This window comes from Caballeronia sp. KNU42 (assembly GCF_053760385.1).
On the sequence record NZ_CM132389.1, the window covers coordinates 1,916,458 to 1,940,200 of the forward strand.

Sequence of the window (23,743 nt, forward strand, 5' to 3'; positions counted from 1 at the left end):
GTTAGTGAGTGGAGAGAGGTTCGGTCTTCGGTTGCAGCATGGCGATTTCGTCGACCCTGATGCAGCGGGCTGAATGCGCGTTACCAACCAGACGTTCTTCGGGCTGTGTCTGCAAACAGCGGTCGATCACATGCGGGCAACGCGGCGCGAACGCGCAGCCGGGCGGCAGAGCGGAAAGGTCGGGCGGCGCGCCACCGATTGTTTCCAGCCGGACGCCTTTTTTCATGGCGCCTTGCGTGCGGCCCTTGAGCAGAGCGATGGTGTAGGGATGCCGCGGTTCGGTCAGCAGCGCGAGCGCCGGCCCCTGCTCGACGATCCGGCCCGCGTACATTACCGCGATGCGATCCGCAATCTCGGTCGCAGCGCCTATGTCGTGCGTGACGAACACAATCGACAGGCCCAGTTCCTGTTGCAGGTCCCGCAGAAGCAGCAGGATCTGGATCTGCACGGTGGCGTCGAGCGCGGTGGTCGGTTCGTCGGCGAGCAGGACGCGCGGTTCGCACGACAATGCCAGCGCAATCATCGCGCGCTGGCGCATGCCGCCCGACATCTCGTGCGGATACGCATCCAGCCGACGCTCAGGGCTTGGAATGCGGACCTTTTCGAATAACGCCAGCGCTCGCTTGCGCGCTTCGGCCTTCGATACCCCCTGATGCCGGCGCACCATCTCGGCAATTTGCGCACCGAGCGTGTAGACCGGATCAAGCGCGAGCAACGGCTCCTGGAAGATCATCGATACGACCTTGCCGCGCAGGTCCGAAAGCTGCCGGCGCGTGAGCTTCAGGACGTCATGGCCTTCGACGTCGAGTCCGCCCTCCATTTGCGTCGTCTTCTCCGAATGCAGCCTCATGATCGCGCGCAGCGTGACGCTCTTGCCCGAGCCGGATTCGCCAAGCAAGGCGACCACCTCGCCGCGTCCCACTTCCAGATCGACGCCGTTGACCACGTGGATCGTCCGGCCGGGCGTGATAAAGCGGACCCTCAGGTCGCGCAGGCTGACACTGACATCCGGCTTCTTGTTCATCACGCCACCTCCTGCGCAACTGCAATCGAGATTGGAACGTAGCCGCTGTCCGGCTCATATTCAAGGCACGTTACTTGTCCGTCACCGACCGTTGAGACGACCGGTGCGCGTTTGCTGCATACATCCTGTGCCTGCGGGCAACGCGTGTGAAAGCGGCAGCCGCTTGGCGGGTCGATCGGATTGGGCGGATCGCCGAAGAGCGGGGCCGCGGTCGTGCGGCGCGTTGGATCGACGCTCGGCATGGAATTGAGCAAGGCCCGCGTATACGGATGCAGCGCATGCGCGAAGACGTCCTCCGACGTGCCGATCTCCACGATCTCGCCAAGGTACATCACCACCAGCCGGTCCGAGATGTAGCGCACGACGTTCAGGTCGTGGCTGATGAAGACATAGGTCAGTCCGAACTCCGCCTTGAGGTCCGCAAGCAGATTCAGCACCTGGGCTTCCACCGACTTGTCGAGGGCCGACACAGCTTCATCAAGGATCACGAGGCGCGGACCGAGCGCCAACGCCCGCGCAATATTCACGCGCTGGCGCTGACCGCCCGACAGTTCGTGCGGGTAACGTCCCGCGAACCGCACGGGATCGAGTCCGACGCGTGCGAGCAGGTCGCGTCCGCGCGCTATTGCGTCTTTGTGCGAAACGCCGTGGACAGTTGCGCCGAACGCGACTGAATCTTCGATCGTCATGCGTGGATTGAGCGACGAGAAGCTGTCCTGGAACACCATCTGCACCTGACGGCGAAACTCGCGCAGGGGCATGGCGCGGGAACCGACCGTCTCGCCGTCGAAGATAAGCTCACCGCTATCCTGCAGCAGCAGTTGCATCATCAGTCGCGCCATGGTGGATTTGCCACAGCCCGATTCGCCGACCACGCCAAGGGTCTCACCCTTCAATACATCGAACGAGATGTTATCGACCGCACGCACCACGTTGCGCGCGTCCTTTAGAAACGGCAGCCCTTTGTTACCGAGCGGAAAATGCCGGACCACATTCTTTACGCTCAACAACGGCTGCGCCGGCCCGCCGATGTCACGGTCGTCTGTCATGTGCGCAGCCATCACTTGATCTCCATCGCGGCGCGCAGGCCGTCGGACAGCACGTTGAAAGCAATCGAGGTCGCGAAGATAAACACGCCCGGCAGTGCCGCGAGCCAGGGCTGCACATAGATTGCCGTGCGCAAGGTATTGAGCATCAGCCCCCACTCAGGGTTCGGCGGCGTGACTCCCAGGCCGAGGAAGGACAGGCCGGAGGCGAGGATCATCGAGACGGAAATGAGGCTGGTGGAGAACACGAAGATCGGTCCGATCACGTTGCCGAGCACATGCGCGCGCACGATCGTAAAGGCGCTTGCACCTGACGCGCGGGCGGCGTCCACGAAATCGCTGCGGCGGACTTGCGTGGTCACGCTCTCGGCAATCCGTGCGATCTGCGGGATAAACACCACGGTCAGCGATACCAGCGCGTTGCCAATCCCCGTACCCAGTGCACCCGACAATGCGATGGCAAGCAGCACCGACGGAAACGCGTAGAGGACGTCGATCGTGCGCATGACGAGCGCGTTGAGCAGACCACCGGCGTAACCCGCCATGATCCCGACTGCCCCGCCAATGCCGAACGCGAGCAGGACCGGCGTTACGCCCATGAAGAGCGACAGTCGAGCGCCCAGGATCAGGCGGGACAGCATGTCGCGGCCAAGCTCGTCTGTGCCGAGCAGATAACCGGGCGTGCCGATCGGCTTCAGGCGGCTGAACATGGACGCGGCGAATGGATCGGCAGGCATCAGGAGCGGCGCGGCAACGGCCATGATCAGCAAGATGAAGATCACGCTCGCGCCGAGCATGGCCTGGGGATTGCGGACCAGGCGCCGCAGCACATTGGCTCCGTGTCCGCGCGAGCGCAACGGCGTGGGTACGGGCGTGACGTTGTCGCCGGTAGTGGTAATGGTCGTGGTCACGGCTCAGCCCCTTTCGATGCGTGGATCGAATACGGTTTGAAGGATGTCAACCAGAAGATTAAGGATAACGAAGAACAGGGCAAGCACCAGGATCGTACCTTGCAGCAGCGGCAGATCGCGCTGGAAGATCGCGGCATTGAGCAGGAACCCCGTACCCGGCCAGGAAAACACGGTCTCGATCAGGATCGATCCACCCAGCAGATAACCGAGTTGCAGGCCCATCACCGCCAGCGCGGTCGGCGCGCAATTCTTCAGCACGTGGCGGAACAAGGCGAACTCGCTCAAGCCACGCGCCCTCAATCCGACCATGAATTCCTGCGATAGCGTATCGGCCACCAGCGCGCGAACCGTGCGCGCGATGATGCCCATGGGGATGAACGACATGGTGATGGCAGGCAGGACTAGGTACTGGAAGTGCGCCCAGTCCCAATGCCAATCGGCCGAACCATCCGGCCCTGCGCCGGTGGCGGGCAGCCACATCAGCTTCACCGAGAACACGATCACGAGGACCATCCCTAGCCAGTAATGCGGCACGCTCACGCCGGTGACCGAGACGAGCGAAGCGCCGCGGTCAATCCACGAGCCGCGCATGTAGCCCGCTACGAAACCGAACAGCGCGCCGAATGCAAAGCCGATCAGCGTGGCCAGCGCAGCAATCATCATCGTATTGCCGACCGCCTTGATCACTTCGCCCGCGACCGGACGGCCCGTGGCGATCGAGGTGCCGAGGTCGCCGTGCAGCGCGCGCCAGACCCAGCTAAAGAACTGCACTGGCAGCGGACGGTTGAAACCGTAGAGCTCCATCAATCGCTTCTGCAGGTCAGCCGATGCATCGGGCGGCAGGATGGAGACCAGCGGGTCGCCCGGCGCGATATGAACCAGCATGAAGCAGAGGAACGCAACGCCCAGCATGATCGGCAACGCATAGAGCGCGCGCCGTAGAAGATAGGAAAGCATGAGGCGGGGCCCGGTTGCCGCGGCCTGGGCACAAAGTGTCGAGGCCGCGGCGGGTTCAGGTCAGTTCATCGACATGGTGGCGATGTCGATAAACCAGCTCTTCGGTTGCACCACGCCGTGCACCTTGGCCGAGATCGCGCGGGGGCCGGTATCGTGCGCGATCCAGATGAAGGGCGCGTCGTCGACAATATCGCCGTGCAACTGTGCGAGCAGCACGTCACGCTGTTTGGCGTCGAAGGTTGTTCGTGCTTGCTGGATCAACGCGTCGATCTTCGGGTTGCTGTAGTACCCCCAGTTGTTCGATACCGGTGGGAACGCTTGCGTGCTGACGAAACGGACCATGGCGAAGAACGGGTCCATTGACGCGAAGCTCACGTTGGTTGCATTGGCGCCATGTGCCGACGGGTCCTTCGCACCCAGGCGCCAGTTGGTGTACAGCGTGTTCCACTCGACCACGTCAAAGCTGACGTCGATGAAACAGGCCTTCAGGTTTTGCTGCACGAACTCGTTCATGGGCAGCGGCTGCATCTGACCCGACCCCGAAGCTGAAATCTGCACCTTGACCTTCAGCGGCTTGGCTGCTGAATAACCCGCTTCGGTCATCAGCTTGCGGGCTGCGTCCGGGTCGTACTTGATCTCGAAGGTCGGATTGCCGCGCCATGGGTCGCCCGGCTCGAAAGTGCCGGTCGCTTCGCTCATCATGCCGCCCAGCAACTGCTTGAGCGCCGTGCGGTTCACACAGAGGTTCGCTGCGTACCGTACGCGTTTGTCGAGCCACGGTGAACCCGGCAGGAACGAGAGCTGCCAGGGCCACACGTGGGGTTGCGGGTTCGAATAGATCTTGAAGCCGCGCGCCTTGATGGCGTCCATGGAATCCGGCGCGGGCGCCTCGATCCAGTCGACTTGTCCGGACAGCAGGGCAGCCGTGCGCGTGTTGGCCTCGGGCAGCGGCAGCAGTACTACGCGATCGATCTTCGGCTTACGTGCCGGGTCCCAGTACTCGGTGTTCTTGACCATCTCCAGGCGTTCGCGTGGTACGAAGCGCGCCATCTTGAACGGGCCTGTACCCGATGCATCGGCGGCGAATGCGATCCACGCCTGCTTGTCGCGCTCGGCGGGATCGGTGACTGACGCGGGGATGGCGGCGAGCTTTTTCTGCCACTGTACGGGTGAAGCCATATACAGGTTTGTCAGGTTGATCGGCAGGAACGAGTCGGGTTCAGAGGTCGTCAACTCGACGCTCAGGTCGTCGATCTTGCGTGCTGAGCGCAGCGTGGGCATGCGTGATGCGGTCACGCCGACCTGGCTTGGGTCGAAGTTCGGCGCGCTCTTGTTGAGAACCTTGTCGACGTTCCAGACGACCGCGTCGGCGTTGAATGGCGAACCGTCGTGAAACTTTACGCCGGGGCGCAGTTTGAAGATCCACTTGGTGTGATCCTTGGCGTCCACTTGCCAGGACGTGGCGAGGTCGGGGATCAGTTCGCTCGCGCCTTTCTCGTGGCTCAGGTCCCATTGCGTGAGGCCGTCGCACATGGTGATACCTGTGAAGCGATTTCCTTCATAACCCTGGTCCGGCTGGCCCAGCGTGCGAGGAATGTCGCCTGCTGTCATTGCAATCTTCAGCACTTTCTCCTGGGCTTGTGCGGCGGCAGGCAAGATCCCGCTGCATGCCAGCGCACAGGCCCACGTCAGCAAACTTGATTTGATGAAGTTCATGCAGGTACGGTCCTTTATGGCGGTTGATATTTTATGGGTGGCGCAGAGGGTGACCGGGAACGACCCGGATTCAGTTAGTTATGCCTATGTTTATGGAATGATGAAAACTATGCCGGCGCGTTCGGCGGCGCCTTGCAGATGGCGCTGCATGGCAACCATCGCGGCGGTGGCGTTGCCGCCGGTAATCGCGGCAACAATGTGTTCGTGTTCCTCGAATGCTTCGATCAGGCGCGGGGTATTGGCGAGGGGAAAGCGTTGGCTCTTGCCGATGCGGTCTTCGAAGGAGCGGGAGATTTCCGCGAGGATGTCGTTACCTGAGCAGGCGGCGATCGTTTGATGGAAAGCGAGGTCGCAGTGGGCTGCGTCAATCAGGTCATTGCGCAGCAGGGCGTCTTTGAAGCGCGCTTGCATGTCGCGGAACTGGCCTGCTACGCCGGGACCCGTGGTTCGTGCGGCGAGTGCGGCGGCGGAGGGTTCGATGACGTAGCGCAGTTGCATGGTTTGCTCGGCGCTACGGCTGACGGGCTCTGCATCGCGTTGTCCACGATGCGCGACGAACGTGCCTTTGCCGGGAATAGAGCGAACGAAGCCCAGGGTCATGAGTACGGACACGGCTTCGCGCAGGGCGCCCCGGCTTACACCAAGCTGGCCGGCGAGTGTGCGCTGTCCGGGCAGGACTTCACCTGGCGCGTATACGCCTGAAAGAATGCGTTGCTGGAGTGTTTGTGCAACGAAATTCGACATGCTCATGCGGTGCACTCCTACCGGTAGGACCGGAGTGCGTACGCGTGAACCGTGCCAGGAGAGTGTTGGCGTTTAAAAACAATGGCTTGGGGTGGTGAACGGAATTTGGGAACTAGCGTATGCACTAGTTCTTGGCGATCGATTCGGTGCATCGCACGAAATCAGGGCAGAAGGGGTGCGGCAGTACAAGCCCCTCAACGATGCGCCTTAAGCAGAAAATTCAAGAATGCTTCTGCCGCTCGGGTCAAGGGCAGGACCTCCTCGACAATGACGCAAAACCGCATCGAATAAAACGGCGACTCCGGCAGCACTGCAAACGGCATTGTCACGCTGAAGGAGGTGCGACGCACTAATGCGAAACCGCGACAGCTTTTCAGAAAGCGGAAGGACCTTGGGTGCGTTGCGGATCGCGAAAATCATGCACGCCCCGGAGGAAGTCCCTGTGGGACGCGACGCTCGCGTTCACGGGTAGGTTGACTACTGTTTTCGGCCCGGTTCTTCGACGTGGTTATGGCACTGACGCGCTGGCGCAAGCGGTTGCAACGCATCGCCAAAATTGCTTCTCTTGAGGCTGGCCATCAAAGGAGTTCTGAGTCGCAATCCACAGTTGCGCGTTGCCGGCTTTCCCCACAGAAACTTTGCAGTCCCGGACGGCGTTAGTCGCCATCGTGCCAGCACTGTCAATGCATTGTTGGTCATTCGCCGCGCAGGCCGACCTTGCCTCTGCCTCGCAAAAAGCATAGAGACTTGAGGACTCTAATAGCAGGGCCGCTGCCCCGATACATAGAAAAGTAAACCTGCGTACTTTGAAATTGTCGGAATTGAGGTATTGAATCGCTCGGACGTCGACATTGTGAAGCATCGAAAACCTCCTTTTCGAGGTAAACCCAACGGGTTGGTTAAATGAGAGATTTCCCCGCACGCTGCGTAAGCGGGTTCGCTTGAGAAAACGAAAACAAAGTACATGAGCGACGAGCCACCGTCGCATGTCAGCCCCGAGGCCGTCGGTCGGTTTTCCGGACAACGAACATTGATAGGCGCTCTACCTGGCGATAGGCGGTGCTCGAATAGATAAAGGGACATCATTCATACATCCGATGCCAAAATTCTTTCCGGATTTCCTGACAAGAACGTCAAGAATCTGAAAATCGCTAAGGAGCAGGAATTCATTCTTACGATGGAGAACACTCCCCTACCACTGGAAGTGCTCGTGCATCACAAAAAAGATCGGCCTTGTTCTTTTTCCAAGGCTGACACAAATGACTGGACATGATTGGCTTGCCAGATCCGTATCAATTGTTATAACCCGTCTTTACCGTCTCGCTCTTGCACCAGTATGTTGCTCCGCAGTTGTTCGGATCGTTTGGCGGTGATTGATTTATCGATACCATGTACAAATCTTTTCCTGGAAATACGCCGCTGATGCTGTTTCTTTCTCGAGCACGCATCGTAAAATTTCGGGTGCCTCCGGACGAGTCTCTAATACTAAAATGGCATGTGTCGTTTCCACCAGCGTCGCACCCGAACTGGACGGTTTCTTGCTGTGCAAGCGCACTCGCTGTTGCTGCAACCAAGAGGCAACTTGCTGCAATTTTTATAAAGAATTCAGACATGTTAGTTATCCTCTAATAATCTTACATACGACGGGAAACCGAAACGAAAGAACGCGAGCGAGCTCGATTGAGAAGAAGCGCAGCACCCCATCGTCTTAGCAGCGTTCCGCTGCGAAATTAACCAGCGTGCGTTCGGAAGTTTTGTTGATAAGGATGACTATTTAAGTTACCTTCAATCCCACTTCCAAATAGCGCTTCCGCAATTCCATTTTTAATATCTTGCCAGTCGCACCGTAGGGCAACCCGTCGGCGATCACGACTTATTCCGGAATCGCGTATTTGGTCACCCTGACACGATTGAACGATGCGCGAAGACTAAACATGCATGGATCAATCAATCGATACAGAAACGCTAGCGAGCCTTGACGGGACGGTTGCCATGACTGTCCTGCGGCACGCCGCGCTGCAGTGACATGTGCGAATGAACGCCCAGCCAGTGCCCGTCGGGGTGACGCGCGAGAATGATCGTTGCCCGCCCTGGCCTGTCGAAGCGACTGCCGTCAGCGTGGAAGCCGGTGCTCGTCCAGGGCGTGATCACTGTCGCCATTGCTCCGTCGGGGCTGGTTAGCACTGCCGTATTCTCCAGGTCGAAAGCAAAATCTGCCGTGCGTGGCCAGACGTTGTCCCATTGCGTCTCTGTCCAGCGTGAGCAGCCATGGACGAGTTCCTGATAAGTGCCGAACACGATAATGTCCGGATGCCAGAACGGACGGGCGGCGGCATAGTCGACTTCCCTCACGCAGGCGGCGAACCGTTGAAGCCATTCGAAGATCGACTGGCTGGTTACCGGATCGGCAATTGGCAGGGCAAATTCTTCGCTCATGACCTTCCTCATCGTTATGGAAAATGCATCGCAACCATCCTGGTCATCCGCTTTTGTTAGCGCCGCAATGGTGCTTCGTTGACTGTGATTCAGTCACGCACGCAATGCCCCGTCAGCTCAAGAAACCACGGCGACGGTTGGCCCGGAGCGGAAGCTGAGCGCGCATGCTGCCGCCTGCAGTAATGGCCCAATCGTCAGATTTTTCCGCTAGGGGTTGGCCTGTGGCCGTGGTTTGGGACGGGCAGCCGGCAACAGTTCCAGTGCCGACCAGTTCGCATTTGCCCGTGCCAACCGCGTGTCGAACTCTGACGTCCACTTATCAAATGCCGACTTGGAGCATAGTAGATACAGCCGCTCTCCGACGACCTGCCACAACTCCGGCATGCCTCCGCTTTTACGGCCCTCGGACACTGCGTAAGCGCAATGGCCGTCATAAGCAGGGGCATAGCGCGCCGGGTCCGCACGAAACTGCGCCAAATGCGCCGGGGTCGCGAAACGCCACGTAGCGCCGTTCCAATCGGTTGTGATCGTCGTCTCACCGCGGACCGCCGCGTGCTCATCCTGATATGCAACGGCATCGAAGCCAGACAGCGCCGCCCCGTCGACAAATTGCTGCCCTGCGAAGCCAGGCGACGTCAGCAAGGCCATCACCACAATCTGGCCGATGAATTGCATAGGTAGCTGCATTCGGATCATCCCTGTTTCCGCGCCATGGGTCCCATAAACGAGCTATCCCGTTGCCCAGCCCATCCAAGGCCGATGCGTTGAGTGTGTGCCCGTAGAGAAATGGTACAGAGGGGAAATGGAAGGTGGAAGAGGGGCGGCTGACGCGATGGCGGAACACTTTGCGCAGAATTTCAATTATCCTGACCGCTTCAAGGCGTGCGCCAACCAGCCGCATGTCGAGCGAGACAAATCTAATTTTCTTCCGGCTGTCATTTGGCGATTATCTCTAGGGGAACGGGACTTGGAAAATCCGTCTAGTCAAAACTTGGTCCGCGTATGGCCCTCCCTCTCGCTCGATCAAATCATCGTCCATCCGCAGTTTTCAGATGCCCGCAAGCATTACATCGACAGCTTGTTGGCGGTGTACGACGAGCCGTTCCTTGCCCGGCTTTTGATCGAATCCGGACGATTCTTCGTTCACAAGCTGATCATCCTGCTCAATGCGGCACAGGAAGATGGCCTCCCCGATACGTGGCTTACAATCGGGCGCCTCAAACAGGAAATGCAGCAATTTGGATTTGCAAGTGAGCGGCAAATCGATCACCTCGTTCAGAGGTTGATCTCGGTCGACTTTCTCGAACAGGTCCCGACTGCGCAGGACAGGAGGGTGCGGATCCTGAAGCCAACGGAAAAAATGCTTGCGCATGACCGGGCCTGGCTCGTCGCTCACTATGTGCCGTTGACCATTCTGTGCCCGCAGAACGACTACAGTCTGGCCATGCGCGGCGATCCGGTCTTCCAGATTGCGCTTAGCAAGATGTCTGTGCGAATTTTGCCCATGGTGGCGCAGTTGATGGCAACAGTCCCGGACATGCTTCTGTTTTTCGATTTTGCCGCGGGGCAACTGATACTGGCGGCGCTGTTGCAAGCAGCCCTCTCCGAGCCTGAGAGCCAGTATGTGCGCATTTCGTATTCTTCTATCGCGGAGCGCTTCGGTGTATCTCGGACCCACGTTCGCAAGCTGTTATCCGCTGCACACGTAAACGGTCTTGTCCAACTTCATATCGTTGGCGGCAATGCTGTCGAAATTTTGCCACGCCTCTGGGCGAGCTATGATCGCAGTATCGCCATTGGCATGCATCTTCATAACGAGGCCTACGCGATCGTGACAGGCAACGCAGTAGCACCGTAATATTTGGCCTGTTATTTTGAGCGGCATCGAAGTCATGCGCATGATCAAGAAAGGGCAGATGAAGTGCTCGGAAAGCCCCGATGTGCGCTGCACAGCAGTTATATTCGTTCAGTTAATAAGCAATACGTAAGATACCGTGTCGTTCGACGATCGGGCGCGCATTGGCTAGTTGCCAGTTCGGCTCGAATACCCGGACAACGAACCGGATAATCGAGCCGCTAACGAAGTGTTCAGCGCTTAGCGTTGCCTTGCGGGTGCGGTGCGAAATACCAGCGCCAGGCCAGCGAGGATCGACACCATGCCAGCCACGCCAAGAGGCGCCAAGCGGTTTCCCAGCACGAGATAGTCCATGACGGCGGTGACCACGGGCACGAGATAAAAGAGGCTCGTCACGTTGACCAGGTTACCGGCCTGCATCAGCCGGCAAAACAGCAACTGCGCGAACACCGATATCACGATGCCGAGCCACAGCAGCGGTATAAGAAAGTCCACGCTGGGGACGAACGTGACGGGCTCGAACGGTACGAACACCACGGCGAGCACGAGGCCGACAACATTCTGAAGCGGCAGGACATCGGTCGGTTGCTGTTTCAGGCGTTTTTGCAGGATGGCGCCGATCGTCATGCACGCAAGAGCGGCCGAGCCGAGGAGTACTCCCGCCAGAGGAAAGCGCTCGGCGTTGCCGGCTGCGAATACAACGAGGGACAAACCGCCCAACGCAAGCATCAGACCGCCCAAGCGTGCTGCGCTCAAGCGACGCTCGACCAGTACGAGCGTAAGGATGGGCTGTGCACCCAGAAGCGTTGCAAGAATGCCGGGCGTCAATCCGCGATCCAGCGCGAGCAGATAGCAAATCGGATAACCACCGGTCAGCAAGGCGCCGGTTATCGCGACTTGGAGACGCGTCCCGGCCGCCGGTAACCATCGTCCGCGCCATAGCGCGAGCACGGCAAGGACGCTCGACGCCAGGGCAAAGCGCAGGACGAGGAAAGCGAAGGCCGGGGCGTGATCGAGTCCCAGTCTTGAAACGATTGCACCACTGCTCCACAGCAAGACGAAGAGTGCCGTCGAACCATAGGCGGCGACGGCGGTTTTTACAAAAGCCATGAGTATTCACCTGTCGAGGGAATAAAGAACTCGGGCGAACTCGGTCAAGCCGCCAGGCACCAATGGGTGCTGCGGTCAGGCCGGAAGCCTAAGACTTGAAGGGCGTGAAATCAGCCAGGAACGCCCGTGTGCGGCGGCGCAACTACGCCAGCCGGGACGGCGTTCGGGGGAGAAGCGACAGGTGGGGAAACAGAGGAACCGTAACCCTTGGAACCGTCAAAGCACGCATGACCAGCCTTCGAGTCGGGCTCGATAGCGGCAAGGTGAATGTGCGCAAGGTTCGTCATGGGAAGCGGATTGAATGGAGTTGCGTGCCAAGGGTGCAAGACTACCGCTTAGTCGCCGGTTGCGCAATGCTTGGGCGAGGCTTGGCTGCATAGAGCTGTTCGTTGTAGTGCTTACCCGGTCGAACGCGATCCGGCGGGGCAACCCGCTTGCCCTTGTTTAGCCGCGCAAGATACACCCGCCGGATCGCTTGGCCTAAGTCTTTATCGGGGGATATTTGTTAAGACATCGCGCCCGAACGACGGATAAATTTCTGCTCGATTACATGGGTGCCCCACTGCGAACCTTCTGCTTCTTCGGTCAATTGAAAGCCTGATGATTCGTACAGATGCCGCGCCGCATCAAGGCTCTTGAAAGTCCATAGATAGGTTTCATCGAATTCCCGGTCGACGAAATCCAGTGCCTTCGAGAGCAAGCGGCGTCCGACACCTGAGCCGCGCAACGATTCGTCGACAATAAACCATCGCAAATGAGCAAGCCGATGATCACTGTTGTCCGTTTCTGCGTCTATGGCGATTGAAGCGAGCGACCGGCCGTTTTCAACGTAGAGCCAAAGCGCTTTGCCGGGAGCCGGCAAGACCATGGCGAACTCTGCCAGCTCGGTGGCGACCTTCTTTTCGAAGAAGACACCGAAGCCCGCAGCCTGGGAATAAAAGCGTGCATGCAGGCTTGCTATGTCGCCAATGCATCCCGGTTGATATCCCTCCAGGATTTTTTCATCGATCGATGCAATCGCTCGCGGTATCTTGTTGACGTTGTCCTGCGCCAGAGCATCGGCGTAAAGCGCCAGAGAACGGACCAGCGTTTGCTGGTCGGCGGGCACTAGCCGCCGAAGCGCATTGGAAACCTGATCGGTTGCAAAGCGGTCGATCTTTTGGCGCAACTTCTTGCCGGCTGCCGTCAGGAATAGCCGTGACGACCGGCCGTCGTCGCTCGCCGTTTCCCGCGTTACCAATCCCAATGATTCGAGCTTTGCCAACTGCCGGCTGGTGTTCGACTTGTCGAGCCGCAGGGTGTCGGCCAGGTCGCGCGCCTGAAGCCCAGGCGCGAGGCCAATTTCAATCACGGCGTGAACGGCCGACGGCGCGAGGTCGCTGTCGGCCAGTGTATTGCGCATGAAACCAAGCTCGCGTACCAGCTTTCGCGAAAAGTCGCGAAGCTCGAGGATAGTGTGGTCCCGCGATTTCTCAGGCAATTCGACATAGTCCATGCTTGCTCCAATAAGTTGCGCCTCGCAACCAATATACTTGCGAGGCGCAACTTATTCAAGCCCGGCCGAATCCTGATGAAACGACTACGCTTCCCCAATCGGCTCTGCGGAAATGGGCGGTGCAACAGCTCTCTCGGACGCCGCTTTCACGCGGCCGACCCAAATCGCCGCGAATGATACGAGCGCGACAGCCAGCAGACCGTTGACGCCATAACCCCGGATATAGCCATGCGCATCGAACGACAGGAACAGTCCGCCGAGCCACGCGCCGCAGCCGGCGCCGAGTGCTTGCAGTGCGCTGTTCGTGCTGAGGAATGCACCGCGGTTGGACGGTTCGGGAACGGTCGTCAGCAACGCCTGCATCGGCACCATGCGGCCGGACACGATCACCATGAACACCGGGAACAGGAGCACCATTGCGATGAACGGCAGGCTCGGCAGGTGCGTGATGAACAGGACCGGCAACAGGGACAGCATTGCCATCAGGCGGAACATCCTGCGACTGCCGTAGCGGTCGGAGAGCCTGCCGACAAGCCGTGCCGTGAAGAATGTCGCGGCGCCGCCCGCCATGTAAAGCCATGACAACTGCGCAGGGGCCACGCCGTGGTTAGCCACAAGCACAGGCGAGATGAACGGGATCACCAGCATTTGCGACACCATCACAATGAACGTAAGCGCGAATGCATTGGCGTTACGCGGCTTCGACACCAGCCGCCACAGCGTAGGCAGCACGCTGCCTAATTGAGGTTGCGTGCGGCCCAGGTGCTCGGTGAGCGAAGGCACGACCTGCATTCCAGCGAGCCAGATCACCACCGACAAACCCGCCAGCAAGATGAACGGCGTGAACCAGCCGAAGTGCGCGCCTAGCAAGACACCGGCCGGGACGCCCGCCACTGCGGCCAGCGAAAAGGCCGTCATGATCGTGCCGGTCGCGGCGCCGCGGCGGGCGGCGGGAATAACGTCGCTGACGATCGCCATGACGACCGATCCCAGCACGCCGCCGGTGATGCCCGCAAAAGCGCGTGCGATCAGCAGCATGGGAAAACTGGTGGCGCAGGCGCACGCGAGGTTCGACAGCGCGAACAGCGCATACACCGCCAACATGAGCCGGCGGCGATCGAAGCGATCGATGTATGTGGCGGCAAGCAGCCCCGAGAGGCCCGAACACCATGAGTAGGCTGAAACAGCGGTGGCGAACGCGGCCGGTGAGATCTGAAAGCTCCGCATGATCTGCGGGCCGAGCGGCATCATCACCATGAAATCCATGATGACGGTGAATTGCGTCAGTGCAAGCAGCCAGAGAAGGAGCCGCTCGCGACTCGCATCTAAACTATACATATAGCCATCCTTATTAATTTTATTCTGGCGGCCGGAGCGAAGAAGGCACGAGTCAATCGTCGATGTTCTCGTGAACCGCTTCTGCGCCGCGTTTCCAGTAGCTTGCCGCGCGAATCCGGGTTTTGTCGACACCGCGTTCCGCGCACAGGTGCTGGCGGACGGCGCGCATGATCGTGGCTTCGCCGGCGGCCCAGACGTATCCTTCACCGGTCGGCAGATACATTTCACGCAACGCCAGCAACAAGGCGCCGCCTGGGAAGTCCGATTCGCTGCGGTAGCGCCATTCTGTGTACAAGTCGGTCTGCGTCGTGAAGTCGATACGTGCCGACGGATCTTCCACTTCGATCAGCGCCGCCACGCGGGTTCCCGGCGGCAGCTCTTCCAGGCGGCGTGCGATGGCAGGGAGCGCGGTCTCATCGCCGATCAGCAGATGCCAGTCAAAACTCGTGGGGATCGTAAAGGAGCCGCGCGGGCCGCCGATTCCCAGATACTGTCCTACCTTCGCTTGCGCCGCCCACGTCGCGGCAGGTCCCGCCTCATGCAGCGCAAACTCGATGTCGAGCTCGCATGCCTCGCGATCGTATCGGCGTGGGGTGAAATCGCGTGCGATAGGCCGCGGCTGGTCGTCGGGGAACACCGGGCCATTCGGACCGGCCGTGGGCATGACCGGCTTGTCGGCTCCGGGCGCCGGAAAGAAGACCTTGATGTGGTCGTCGAAGGATGCGGATTCAAAGTCGTGGAGATCGTCGCCGCTTAACGTAATGCGCACGAGGTGGGGCGTAAGCGATTGGACGCGCCTCACTTGAGCCAGGCGGAATTTAAGTTGATGGCGGACGCGGCCGACCGCCAGATCGGGTCTGTTTTGCATGGAGTGTTCTCTTGAGAGTTGATTCATGCCGGATCGCCGGCGGTCTTCCCTTCGATCTCGGCAGTCGCACGCGCAAGGATGGCGGCAATGCGGCGTTGCTCGGCAGCGGGCGCGTCGGTTCGCATCAGCAGCGCGTGCTTGAGGGCGCGGCGGGCCTGGATGAACTCGGGCAGCCAGGCGTTGCTGTCGCCGTTAGCCTCTGCGTTTTCATCGGCTGATTCGCCTGCAAATGCGCGGCGCACCGAGTCCATCTTGCGGGCGAAATGGCTTAGCTTGGCCAGCATCAGGTCAACGCGTTCGCGGTTGGTCGCGAGGTAGTTGCGTCCGGATTCGGCTAATGCATAGCGCTTCCGATTGCCTTCCACTTCAACCGTTGCATAGCCCAGTTCTTCAAGGTAAGTCAGCGCGGGATAGACCATGCCCGGACTCGGGCTGTAAAAACCGTTAGAGCGAACTTCCAGCGCCTTGATCAGCTCGTAGCCATGACGCGGTGCTTCGGCAAGAAAGGCAAGCAGGAGCAACTGGAGATCGTCGGAGGTGAACTTGCGGCCGCGCGGCATGCCGTCGTCACCGCGGCCGCCGAATCCTCCCGGGCCGCCTGGACCGCCCGGGAAGCGGCCATCGTCGTCATGGCGGTGGTGGCGGCCGATTGCATGCCACATCGCATGCATGGAAAAACGGTCTGAAGATTCAAATCCAGCTCGGGGGCGAGCGAACTCGCGATTTCGGTGATGTCGCATCGTAGAACTCCGTGGTTATCGTAAAACAGATCTTAAGATATATATCTAAAGATACGTTGTCAATATTTTTTTGGGAGAGACGGTGGCGCGTACGGGGCAGCGGGCGGCGTCGTGCTTGAGCGGATGGCTTCGCGCCTGTGCCCCTCGCGATGGGCCTCGAGCGGCGTAGCGAAACCTGCAATGCTTACGAATCTGGCGCTAATAACCATATCGGAATTGAATAATTCTCATGGGGGCGCGGCGTCGCTACTCTGGGCGCTGATTTCGCCCGCGAGGATTTATGCAGATGGATGGTTCCGATGTTTCCGCTGGACGGCGGCGCGTTTTGCGCTTGCTGAGTGCCGCGCCGGCTGCCGCCGCGCTTGGCGGTTTCGCGTCACAGGAGGTCAGGGCGGCGGATGCTGCGCTCGGTTCCGTCACGCTGGTGCTGGGCGATCAGGCGGGCGGCACGCGCGCGCTGGCCGAGGCGGCCAAGGTGCTCGACGGCACGCCGTATGCCTTCAAGTGGGCTAATTTCCAGGGTGCAGCGCCGCTCTTTGAAGCGCAGCGCGCGGGCGCCGTCGACTTGGCGCCTGCCGGCGATTTGCCGGTTCTGGCAGCGGCTGTTGGCGACCCGACACTCAAGATTGTCGCGACGCGTGTGGGCTCCGGCGCGCAGTTGGGCATCCTCGTTCCGGCGGATTCGAAGCTGCGCAGCGTGGCGGATCTCAAGGGACGTACCGTGTTCGTTTCGTCGGCACGCGGCAGTATTTCGCAGTTCCAACTCTACGGCGCGCTGGCTGAAGCAGGCCTCTCGCGCAATGATGTGTCGGTACGGTTTGTATTGCCGGTCGATGCGTTCACCGCGTTTGAATCGGGGAGTATCGATGTATGGGCGACCTTCGATCCGTACTTCGGGACCGCCGTTCAAAAGGGCGCGCGGGTGCTGCGGGATGGCACCGGGATCAATAGCGGTCTGGGTTTTGTGACGGCGTCCGGCACCGCGGCGGCCGATCCCCTGAAGCGCCTCGCCATTGCAGATGTGCTGCAGCGGTTCCAGCGCGCGGGCGATTGGGCGCTCGCCAATCCCGACGCGTATGCGCGTGTCTATTCTTCATTAACCCGGCTTCCTTTCGATGCCGCCAAGACCATCACCGCGCGATCGGCGTTGAAACAACGCTTTGTCGCGGACACCGATATTGTCGCGTTGCAGCGGGTTGCGGATATCGCTTTCCGCGATGCGATCCTGCCTAGAAGGATCGATGTGCGCGCCATTTCGGATACGCAGATCGCCAAGGCATGATGGTGAATGTCCCTCAAGGCGATGGCCTTGAGGGACGCTTCAAGTCAATCAAGCAGGTCGGGTTCGGCTTCGACCAGGCCTTCATACAAACTCTCGAACGAAAACAACGCGCCTCCCGGTCGGCCGACCCGCTCATGCGTCAACGCCGCCACGTCATGTGGAATGAGCTGGGGCGTACCTGCAGCTTCGGCGAGCAGTTGCGTGTGGCACGCGTTATCCAGCGCGAGATACCACCATGCAGCCGCTTCGACCGTCGGACCCGCGGTCAGGATGCCGTGATTCTTCAGGATCACCGCTTTGCTCGAACCCAGCGCCTCGGCAATGCGCGCGCCTTCCTTGGTGTCGAGCACCACACCCTGGAAATCGTAAAATAGTTCGTGATCCTCATAGAAGGAACACGAGTCCTGCGTGAGCGGATCGAGCTTGCGACCCAGCGTCGACCACGCTTTTCCATACAGCGAATGCGTATGCGCCGCCGCAACAATATCCGGACGGGCTTCGTGAATGGCCGCGTGAATCGCAAACGCAGCCTGATTGACCGGCCCTTTGCCGACGACGATCTCGCCGGTGCTGTTCACCAGCAGCAAGTCGGAAACCCGCATGCGTGCGAAATGCCGCCCAAGCGGATTGACCCAGAAATGATCGGGCCATTCAGGATCGCGCGCAGTGATATGTCCGGCCAGGCCTTGATCGAAACCGTGACGGGCGAACAGGCGAAATGCGCCGGCAAGGCGCTCCAGTCGATGCCTGCGTTCGGCTGCGGGCGTTGCCGGAGCCGGGACTTCGTCGAACCAGAATTTGCGGACGGGCGTGGCGTGCAGGGTGAGGCCGGGCGCGTCGGTGAGGGTGCTCATTTTCTTGATGTCCTTTGGCGTTCAAACGGCGTTCTGACTCGCCCCGATGAGCTTGTGCCGCTAGCGGCCAAGGCCAGTCCGGCGAGTATCCCCGGTGCGAATGGTACGAACGGGTTGAGGGTTCAATCGATCGACACCGGTAAACAGTCTCAAAGGCTAGCACCCGGGCCCGCAAAGCTTAAATATCAAATGAAGATAACCATATCGATCGTGCATGGGTGGCGCCTCCTAAGCGCTTGTCGATTCAAACGAAAACGTCCCCAGCGCCGTCCGTACTTCATCAAGCGTTTGCTGCGTGACCGCCTTGGCGCGTTGCGTGCCTGCCCTGAGCACGCTAAAGACGTATCCCGGGTCCTCGGCGAATCGTTCCCGCCGTTCCCGTATAGGGGCAATCAGCGCCTGCAGTTTGTCTTCCAACCTGAGTTTGAGGGCCATGTCGCCAAGCCCTCCTGCGCGATACGCCGCCTTCAGGCGTTCCACTTCGGCGCGGTCGTCGTCGAATACGTCCAGGTACGTAAAGACCATGTTGCCCTCCACGGTTCCCGGGTCAGATGCACGCAGATGGCTCGGATCGGTGTACATGCGTTTCACGGCTTCGCGTATGGCGTCGGGCGAGGACGAAAGCGCGATCGAGTTGTTCTGCGATTTGCTCATCTTGGCTTTGCCGTCGACGCCGGGGAGGCGGCCCATTGTCGGGATCAATGCCTGGGCTTCCGGCAGCACGTCGATGCCCGATTGCCGGTTGATGCGGCGAACGATCTCGTTGGTCTGTTCGATCAGCGGAGCCTGATCCTCTCCTACCGGCACGAAGTGAGCCTTGAATCCGGTGATATCGGCGGCCTGCGCCACCGGGTAGCAGAGAAAGCCCGCTGGAATGTCGCGCCCAAAACCGCGGGCCTGGATCTCTTCCTTGATCGTGGGATTGCGTTCGAGGCGCGCGACGGTGACGAAGTTCAGATAGAGCAGCGTCAACTCGGCGAGGGCCGGCAGGGCCGACTGGACGGCGATGGTGGTCTTCTCCGGATCGATACCAACAGCCAGATAATCCAGCGCCACTTCCAGCACGTTGCGGCGCACCTTGTCCGGATCGTGAGCGTTGTCGGTCATGGCCTGGGTATCGGCGACGAGGAGGTATTGCGTGTGCGTTTCCTGAAGCTCGAGCCGGGTCTTCAGTGAGCCGACGTAATGGCCCAGATGGAGCGGGCCGGTAGGGCGGTCACCGGTCAGGACGGTGAGGCGCGGTGCGGATGACGGGGCGTCGTGCATATCGTGCGATTCGTGCATGGTCGGATTCTCTTGGAGAACCACCGCAGCACGAGCGAACCGGGAAATGAAACCATGTCGGCCGGACTGCGGCGGTCATGGTCATTAAAAAAGGCGTGACAATGCCGCTCCTTCAGGAGCGGCACCAGGTATGAGAGGTAGCGGAGTTGAGCGCGAACATGGCGTAAGAATGCCATAGAAATGCATCGACGGCGCTCGTGCCTGGCGCTTTGGCGAGTACGTCACGAATCACGGGCAATCGATGTCGGGCAGGGTCTCCATCAACTAAAGCGCCTCACGCATAATGCTCGTGCATGGGCAGCGCCGTATAAGGCGGCGTTATTTTTTACCGGGATTTCTTTTCCATGCGCATGGCGCGCGGCGAGTCCGTCATCACTGCGTCAATGCCGAGCTCGGAGGCGGCCACGTATGCGTCGGCCGAGTCAACTCCGAACGCGACGATCTTCACGTCGCCGTTGGTCTTGAAGCATTTGACGGCCGCCGGCGTCCACCACCGCGCATCCACTCTCGACACGCCGGTCCCCAGTGTGAAGTGCTCGATCACTTCAACCTGACGATGCAGTTCGATTCCCACCCAGCTTCCGGCGGGAGGCGGGTTGTCGCAGGTTCCGCCGAGCGAGAGATCGACCAGACGATTACGCGTCGCATCGCGTGTCTCGAACACCTGCGCTTCGCGGTGCGCCTTCATCAACTGGATGGCTTCGGAGTCGGTGGAATACAGGCGCACGCGGGACCACGCGTTCGCGTCGTCCAGAACCCGGGCGACGGCTTCGACCAGTGGTGCGGCGGGTGTTTGCTTCATGTCGAGCATGATCGGTACATTGCGCGGCACCGTATCCAGTGCTTCACGCAAAGTGGGGATGCGCAGAGGCTTGGCGCGGTACGGGTAGATGAGTTGTCCCGAGGCGTCCTTGCGGCTGAATGAATAACCCGCGTTAAGTTTTCGAAGGTCGTTGAGCGTGATCTCGTCAAGGCGGCCCTGTCCTTCGGTCAGCGAGCCCAGGTCCGCCGGGCGATAGAGCACGGGAACACCATCCTTCGTTACCTGGACGGTCATCCAGAGCGCGTCAGCGCCATTCTCAAGTGCCGTGCTGAACGCTTGCAGCGTGTTCTCCGGTGTGTCCCCGGTACCGCCCCGATGCGCGACGATAAACGGCGCGGCAAACGCGGACGTCAGCGGGAGCGCGGTGACTATCGCCAGTGCAAGCCCGGCGACGCCCAGGCGCGCAGGCCGGGTAGTTCGGATCGACCGGACAGACGTTGCTCTCGTCGGCTTAAAACCAGCGTTAGTTGCTCGTGTCATTATTTTGTCATCCGTAGTCCAAAGGAAGTGACTTTATATGCGGTATGAATTGCTGTATTGAGCGGGCGCAAAGATTTGCTTGCCCTGGCTCGCCCAGGAGGTGTCTGCTTCTTATTGCTTTCGCTTCAAATTTCCTAAGCGTGGTGGTCATTAGTGTGATGATTTTAATGGTCTTATGATTTATATCGGTAAATTCTTCGTTGGAGCAACGTATTGTTGAAAATGGCCGGATCAATACAAAAAAAGCGCAAAAATTACTGGGCTATCACAAACTGTTACGCGTTCCGATGCAACTACTACTGACAAAAAATGTTTCATCGATGTAACATCAAGTCGAGTCGTTGGAGTAGTTATTGATTGCGCGCAAGCACTTCTGGCAGGTTCGTTTTTATCGCGTAGTGACTCAACTAATAAGGACCGCTTAGCGCCCCACTCGGCGCAACGGACTTCCTTTGCCCGGCGCTCGGTCGATACCGGTCACGTCACCAAGGTTATTGCGAACGCGGCCTCGGGCTGCTGCATTTTGGCTTCCTCGCGGGTCTGATGATCGGCACGCAGCCGGACGGCAGCGCGGGACATCCGAAGATCTCGGCCGATATTCCCTATTGGCATTGGTATCAGGACGGTGATGACTTCGAGAACCTCATTGACACGCCTGGGACCTGCAGCGTGCTCAGCGGTCACGGGCGTAGCTTCCGTTGAATCAGTTGAATCAGTTGGAACCCGCCGGTCAGCTAACCACACAGAACTGAGCATGTCGGAGTCTGTCGGCGCTAGCGCGATCGCCTGGAAAAATCGGAAGGGAGAAGCGAAGTGAACACCTGGAACATTGCATCGGGCTTGCGGCCTGTAAGCGCGCTCGGCAGCTTGGCCGCAGGACTCGCGTTTAGCCTGCTTCCCGTATCGCCGGCACACGCGGCGCTCGGTGGCGCGCCCATGACGCCGCCCGCCGGCGCCACCGTCGGCAACGCCGTCACGCATGTAGCGACACCCGCGGTCGCGTCGGCATCGGCATCGGTTGCATCGGCGAGTTCCTATACCGTTTCCACCACGACGCTCCCCGTCGGCACGGTGGTGCACGAGTATGTCGGCGCGGACGGCGTGGTGTTCGGCGTTGCGTGGCAAGGCCCGAGAATCCCCGATCTGCCGAAGCTGCTCGACAGCTATTTTCCGCAATACGTGCAAGGTATTCAGAATCAGCGCGTCAATGGCGGCGGCCACGGCCCCGTGAGCGTAACGGGCGGCGCTTTGGTGGTCCGCTCCGGCGGTCACATGGGCTCGTTTGCCGGTCAGGCTTATCTGCCACCGGCGTTGCCCGCAGGCGTCAGCGCCAGCGATATCAAATAGAGAATGGAGACTTCTACAATGCGTCCGACTGTTTCCTTGTCTCGTTCATCCCTGCGTTCGGGCCTGCCCCGTTGGCTCGCCGCGCTAAGCCTGTCAATCTTGCTTGCGGCTTGCGGCGGTGGAAGCAGCGGCTCCGACAGCAGTTCCGTCAGCAGTTCCCTCGTCAGCGGCAGTTCCGGCAGCACGCCCAGCGCGCAGCCGGTTGCAGCCACTGCGTCGAACACGGTCCCCATCACGGTCGGCTCCGGCGCACAGAACTTCGTCAATATCCCGAATGTGACCGTTACCGTGTGCGCGCCCGGCACTAGCAACTGCCAGACCATCAACAACATTCAGGTTGATACAGGCTCCTACGGCTTGCGGCTTGCCAGCGATGCGGCAGCGCAGATTGTCGGCAGCTTGCCGATAAACGCATCGACGAACGGCCGCCAATTGGCGGAATGCACGCAATTCGCTGATGGCTTCACCTGGGGTACCGTGCGTAGCGCCGACGTGAAGATCGGTGGTGAAACAGCCAGCGGCATTCCGATACAAGTGTTGGGTGATCTGGCCGACTCGACGGTGCCGGCTGACGACTGCATTAATGGCACCAGCGAGAACACCTCGCGGCAACTTGGCGCGAACGGGATTCTCGGAGTGGGCGTTGCGCCAACCGACTGCGGCGTGACGTGTACCAACGTCGCGACCAGCAACTACTATTCGTGCACGGCTGGCAATAACTGCACGGCCATTGCAGTGGCAGTTGCCGATCAAGTCGTGAATCCGGTCACGAAGTTCGCCGTGGACAACAATGGCGTGATCGTGCAATTGCCACCGGTGGCGACTGCCGCGGCGTCTGTGACGGGAACGCTGGTGTTTGGCATCGGCACACAGGGCAATAATGCATTGACGGATGCGACATTGTTTAGCTCGACTGAATTCGGCGATCTGTCCGGCACTTACAAGGGCGCGGCGGTCACGACTATCGTCGACTCGGGTTCGAACGCCCTCTACTTTGCCGATAGCTCGTTGCCAACCTGTGCGTCGACCTTTTACTGCCCTGCGAGTTCGCAAGCACTTTCTGCCACGGTCAGCGGGCTGAGCGGCACTACGGGCACGGTGAATTTCACGGTGAACAATGCGCAGGCTCTCGCGGCCGGCGGCGCGGACTACGCGCTTAACGGACTCGCGGGAAATCTCAGTTCGTCCCCCACGCTGTTCGACTTGGGGTTGCCGTTCTTCTTCGGACGGCACGTGTACGTCGGCTTTGCGAGTGCATCAAATTCGCCGTACGTGGCGTTTTAAGCGGCTCTGTTGCACTAAGGCGTTCCGCACATGATGTGCGGAACGTCATGGATGACTGCGGCGCTGGCCCAGTGCCGATCCTTAGCGCGACAAAACCGAATTCCGTCTTGCTCGCGCGGAGACGAGATTTTGTCTGGTGCGGTAACATC

Annotated in this window: 22 protein-coding genes and 1 pseudogene; 6 read left to right on the forward strand and 17 right to left on the reverse strand. The window is 59.9% G+C overall.

Annotated features, from left to right (window positions below; translation table 11 throughout):
• Position 1 precedes the first annotated feature (1 nt).
• From ACSOSP_RS27750 to ACSOSP_RS27790, 9 genes are all read right to left on the reverse strand, one after another.
• Positions 2 to 1,024: an ABC transporter ATP-binding protein gene (locus ACSOSP_RS27750; protein ID WP_455311649.1), complete on the reverse strand. Its 1,023-nt coding sequence runs from the start codon at positions 1,022 to 1,024 to the stop codon at positions 2 to 4.
• A complete protein-coding gene (locus tag ACSOSP_RS27755) occupies positions 1,024 to 2,085 on the reverse strand; it encodes an ABC transporter ATP-binding protein (RefSeq protein ID WP_455311650.1) in 1,062 nt (353 codons plus the stop codon). The genes ACSOSP_RS27750 and ACSOSP_RS27755 overlap by 1 nt, the downstream gene beginning before the upstream one ends.
• On the reverse strand, positions 2,085 to 2,969 hold the full coding sequence (locus ACSOSP_RS27760; RefSeq protein ID WP_455313695.1) for an ABC transporter permease: 885 nt from the start codon (positions 2,967 to 2,969) through the stop codon (positions 2,085 to 2,087). The genes ACSOSP_RS27755 and ACSOSP_RS27760 overlap by 1 nt, the downstream gene beginning before the upstream one ends.
• 15 nt (positions 2,970 to 2,984) lie before the next feature.
• Entirely contained in the window at positions 2,985 to 3,938 is a 954-nt protein-coding gene (locus ACSOSP_RS27765) for an ABC transporter permease (protein WP_455311651.1), read from the reverse strand.
• 60 nt (positions 3,939 to 3,998) lie between these two features.
• Complete coding sequence (locus ACSOSP_RS27770) at positions 3,999 to 5,654, reverse strand: ABC transporter substrate-binding protein (protein ID WP_455311652.1); 1,656 nt, start codon at positions 5,652 to 5,654, stop codon at positions 3,999 to 4,001.
• A 90-nt stretch (positions 5,655 to 5,744) separates the two neighbouring features.
• Positions 5,745 to 6,404, reverse strand: a complete 660-nt coding sequence (locus tag ACSOSP_RS27775) for a FadR/GntR family transcriptional regulator (RefSeq protein WP_455311653.1) — start codon at positions 6,402 to 6,404, stop codon at positions 5,745 to 5,747.
• Positions 6,405 to 7,690: 1,286 nt separating this feature from the next.
• Positions 7,691 to 8,011, reverse strand: coding sequence for a hypothetical protein (locus ACSOSP_RS27780; protein WP_455311654.1), 321 nt, complete (start codon positions 8,009 to 8,011; stop codon positions 7,691 to 7,693).
• 352 nt (positions 8,012 to 8,363) lie between these two features.
• Positions 8,364 to 8,834 (reverse strand): YybH family protein, encoded by a 471-nt coding sequence (locus ACSOSP_RS27785; RefSeq protein ID WP_455311655.1) that lies wholly within the window; start codon positions 8,832 to 8,834, stop codon positions 8,364 to 8,366.
• Between the two features lie 207 nt (positions 8,835 to 9,041).
• On the reverse strand, positions 9,042 to 9,509 hold the full coding sequence (locus tag ACSOSP_RS27790) for a YHS domain-containing (seleno)protein (protein ID WP_455311656.1): 468 nt from the start codon (positions 9,507 to 9,509) through the stop codon (positions 9,042 to 9,044).
• Positions 9,510 to 9,636: 127 nt separating this feature from the next.
• Here ACSOSP_RS27790 and ACSOSP_RS27795 point away from each other — a divergent pair, with 127 nt between their 5' ends.
• A complete protein-coding gene (locus ACSOSP_RS27795) occupies positions 9,637 to 10,692 on the forward strand; it encodes a hypothetical protein (RefSeq protein ID WP_455311657.1) in 1,056 nt (351 codons plus the stop codon).
• A 10-nt stretch (positions 10,693 to 10,702) separates the two neighbouring features.
• Positions 10,703 to 10,808: pseudogene (locus tag ACSOSP_RS27800) on the forward strand (IS6 family transposase); the annotation flags it as partial.
• 121 nt (positions 10,809 to 10,929) lie between these two features.
• Here the strand turns inward: ACSOSP_RS27800 and ACSOSP_RS27805 are convergent.
• The 5 genes from ACSOSP_RS27805 to ACSOSP_RS27825 form a co-directional block, all read right to left on the reverse strand.
• Positions 10,930 to 11,799 (reverse strand): DMT family transporter, encoded by an 870-nt coding sequence (locus ACSOSP_RS27805; RefSeq protein WP_455311658.1) that lies wholly within the window; start codon positions 11,797 to 11,799, stop codon positions 10,930 to 10,932.
• A gap of 505 nt (positions 11,800 to 12,304) precedes the next feature.
• Positions 12,305 to 13,294, reverse strand: a complete 990-nt coding sequence (locus ACSOSP_RS27810; protein WP_455311659.1) for a bifunctional helix-turn-helix transcriptional regulator/GNAT family N-acetyltransferase — start codon at positions 13,292 to 13,294, stop codon at positions 12,305 to 12,307.
• An 84-nt stretch (positions 13,295 to 13,378) separates the two neighbouring features.
• Positions 13,379 to 14,632 (reverse strand): MFS transporter, encoded by a 1,254-nt coding sequence (locus ACSOSP_RS27815; protein WP_455311660.1) that lies wholly within the window; start codon positions 14,630 to 14,632, stop codon positions 13,379 to 13,381.
• A gap of 52 nt (positions 14,633 to 14,684) precedes the next feature.
• The gene (locus ACSOSP_RS27820) at positions 14,685 to 15,500 is read right to left on the reverse strand and encodes a siderophore-interacting protein (RefSeq protein WP_455311661.1); all 816 of its coding nucleotides are present in this window, start codon (positions 15,498 to 15,500) and stop codon (positions 14,685 to 14,687) included.
• Between the two features lie 23 nt (positions 15,501 to 15,523).
• Positions 15,524 to 16,240, reverse strand: a complete 717-nt coding sequence (locus tag ACSOSP_RS27825; RefSeq protein WP_455311662.1) for a PadR family transcriptional regulator — start codon at positions 16,238 to 16,240, stop codon at positions 15,524 to 15,526.
• Between the two features lie 286 nt (positions 16,241 to 16,526).
• Here ACSOSP_RS27825 and ACSOSP_RS27830 point away from each other — a divergent pair, with 286 nt between their 5' ends.
• Positions 16,527 to 17,522 carry an ABC transporter substrate-binding protein gene (locus tag ACSOSP_RS27830; RefSeq protein WP_455311663.1) on the forward strand — a complete coding sequence of 332 codons (996 nt, stop codon included), beginning with the start codon at positions 16,527 to 16,529 and terminating at the stop codon, positions 17,520 to 17,522.
• A 44-nt stretch (positions 17,523 to 17,566) separates the two neighbouring features.
• On the opposite strand, the gene ACSOSP_RS27835 is transcribed toward ACSOSP_RS27830, so the two are convergent.
• The 3 genes from ACSOSP_RS27835 to ACSOSP_RS27845 all read right to left on the reverse strand — a co-directional run bounded on the left by ACSOSP_RS27835 (position 17,567) and on the right by ACSOSP_RS27845 (position 20,963).
• Positions 17,567 to 18,376 (reverse strand): class II aldolase/adducin family protein, encoded by an 810-nt coding sequence (locus tag ACSOSP_RS27835; RefSeq protein WP_455311664.1) that lies wholly within the window; start codon positions 18,374 to 18,376, stop codon positions 17,567 to 17,569.
• Between the two features lie 228 nt (positions 18,377 to 18,604).
• Positions 18,605 to 19,642 (reverse strand): tryptophan--tRNA ligase, encoded by a 1,038-nt coding sequence (gene trpS, locus ACSOSP_RS27840; protein ID WP_455313696.1) that lies wholly within the window; start codon positions 19,640 to 19,642, stop codon positions 18,605 to 18,607.
• Positions 19,643 to 19,985: 343 nt separating this feature from the next.
• Complete coding sequence (locus tag ACSOSP_RS27845; RefSeq protein WP_455311665.1) at positions 19,986 to 20,963, reverse strand: glycerophosphodiester phosphodiesterase family protein; 978 nt, start codon at positions 20,961 to 20,963, stop codon at positions 19,986 to 19,988.
• A gap of 543 nt (positions 20,964 to 21,506) precedes the next feature.
• Here ACSOSP_RS27845 and ACSOSP_RS27850 point away from each other — a divergent pair.
• The 3 genes from ACSOSP_RS27850 to ACSOSP_RS27860 all read left to right on the forward strand — a co-directional run bounded on the left by ACSOSP_RS27850 (position 21,507) and on the right by ACSOSP_RS27860 (position 23,594).
• Positions 21,507 to 21,665 carry a hypothetical protein gene (locus tag ACSOSP_RS27850; RefSeq protein ID WP_455311666.1) on the forward strand — a complete coding sequence of 53 codons (159 nt, stop codon included), beginning with the start codon at positions 21,507 to 21,509 and terminating at the stop codon, positions 21,663 to 21,665.
• Positions 21,666 to 21,776: 111 nt separating this feature from the next.
• Positions 21,777 to 22,310: a DUF2844 domain-containing protein gene (locus ACSOSP_RS27855; RefSeq protein ID WP_455311667.1), complete on the forward strand. Its 534-nt coding sequence runs from the start codon at positions 21,777 to 21,779 to the stop codon at positions 22,308 to 22,310.
• A gap of 18 nt (positions 22,311 to 22,328) precedes the next feature.
• Positions 22,329 to 23,594, forward strand: a complete 1,266-nt coding sequence (locus ACSOSP_RS27860) for a DUF3443 domain-containing protein (protein ID WP_455311668.1) — start codon at positions 22,329 to 22,331, stop codon at positions 23,592 to 23,594.
• Positions 23,595 to 23,743: the final 149 nt, after the last annotated feature.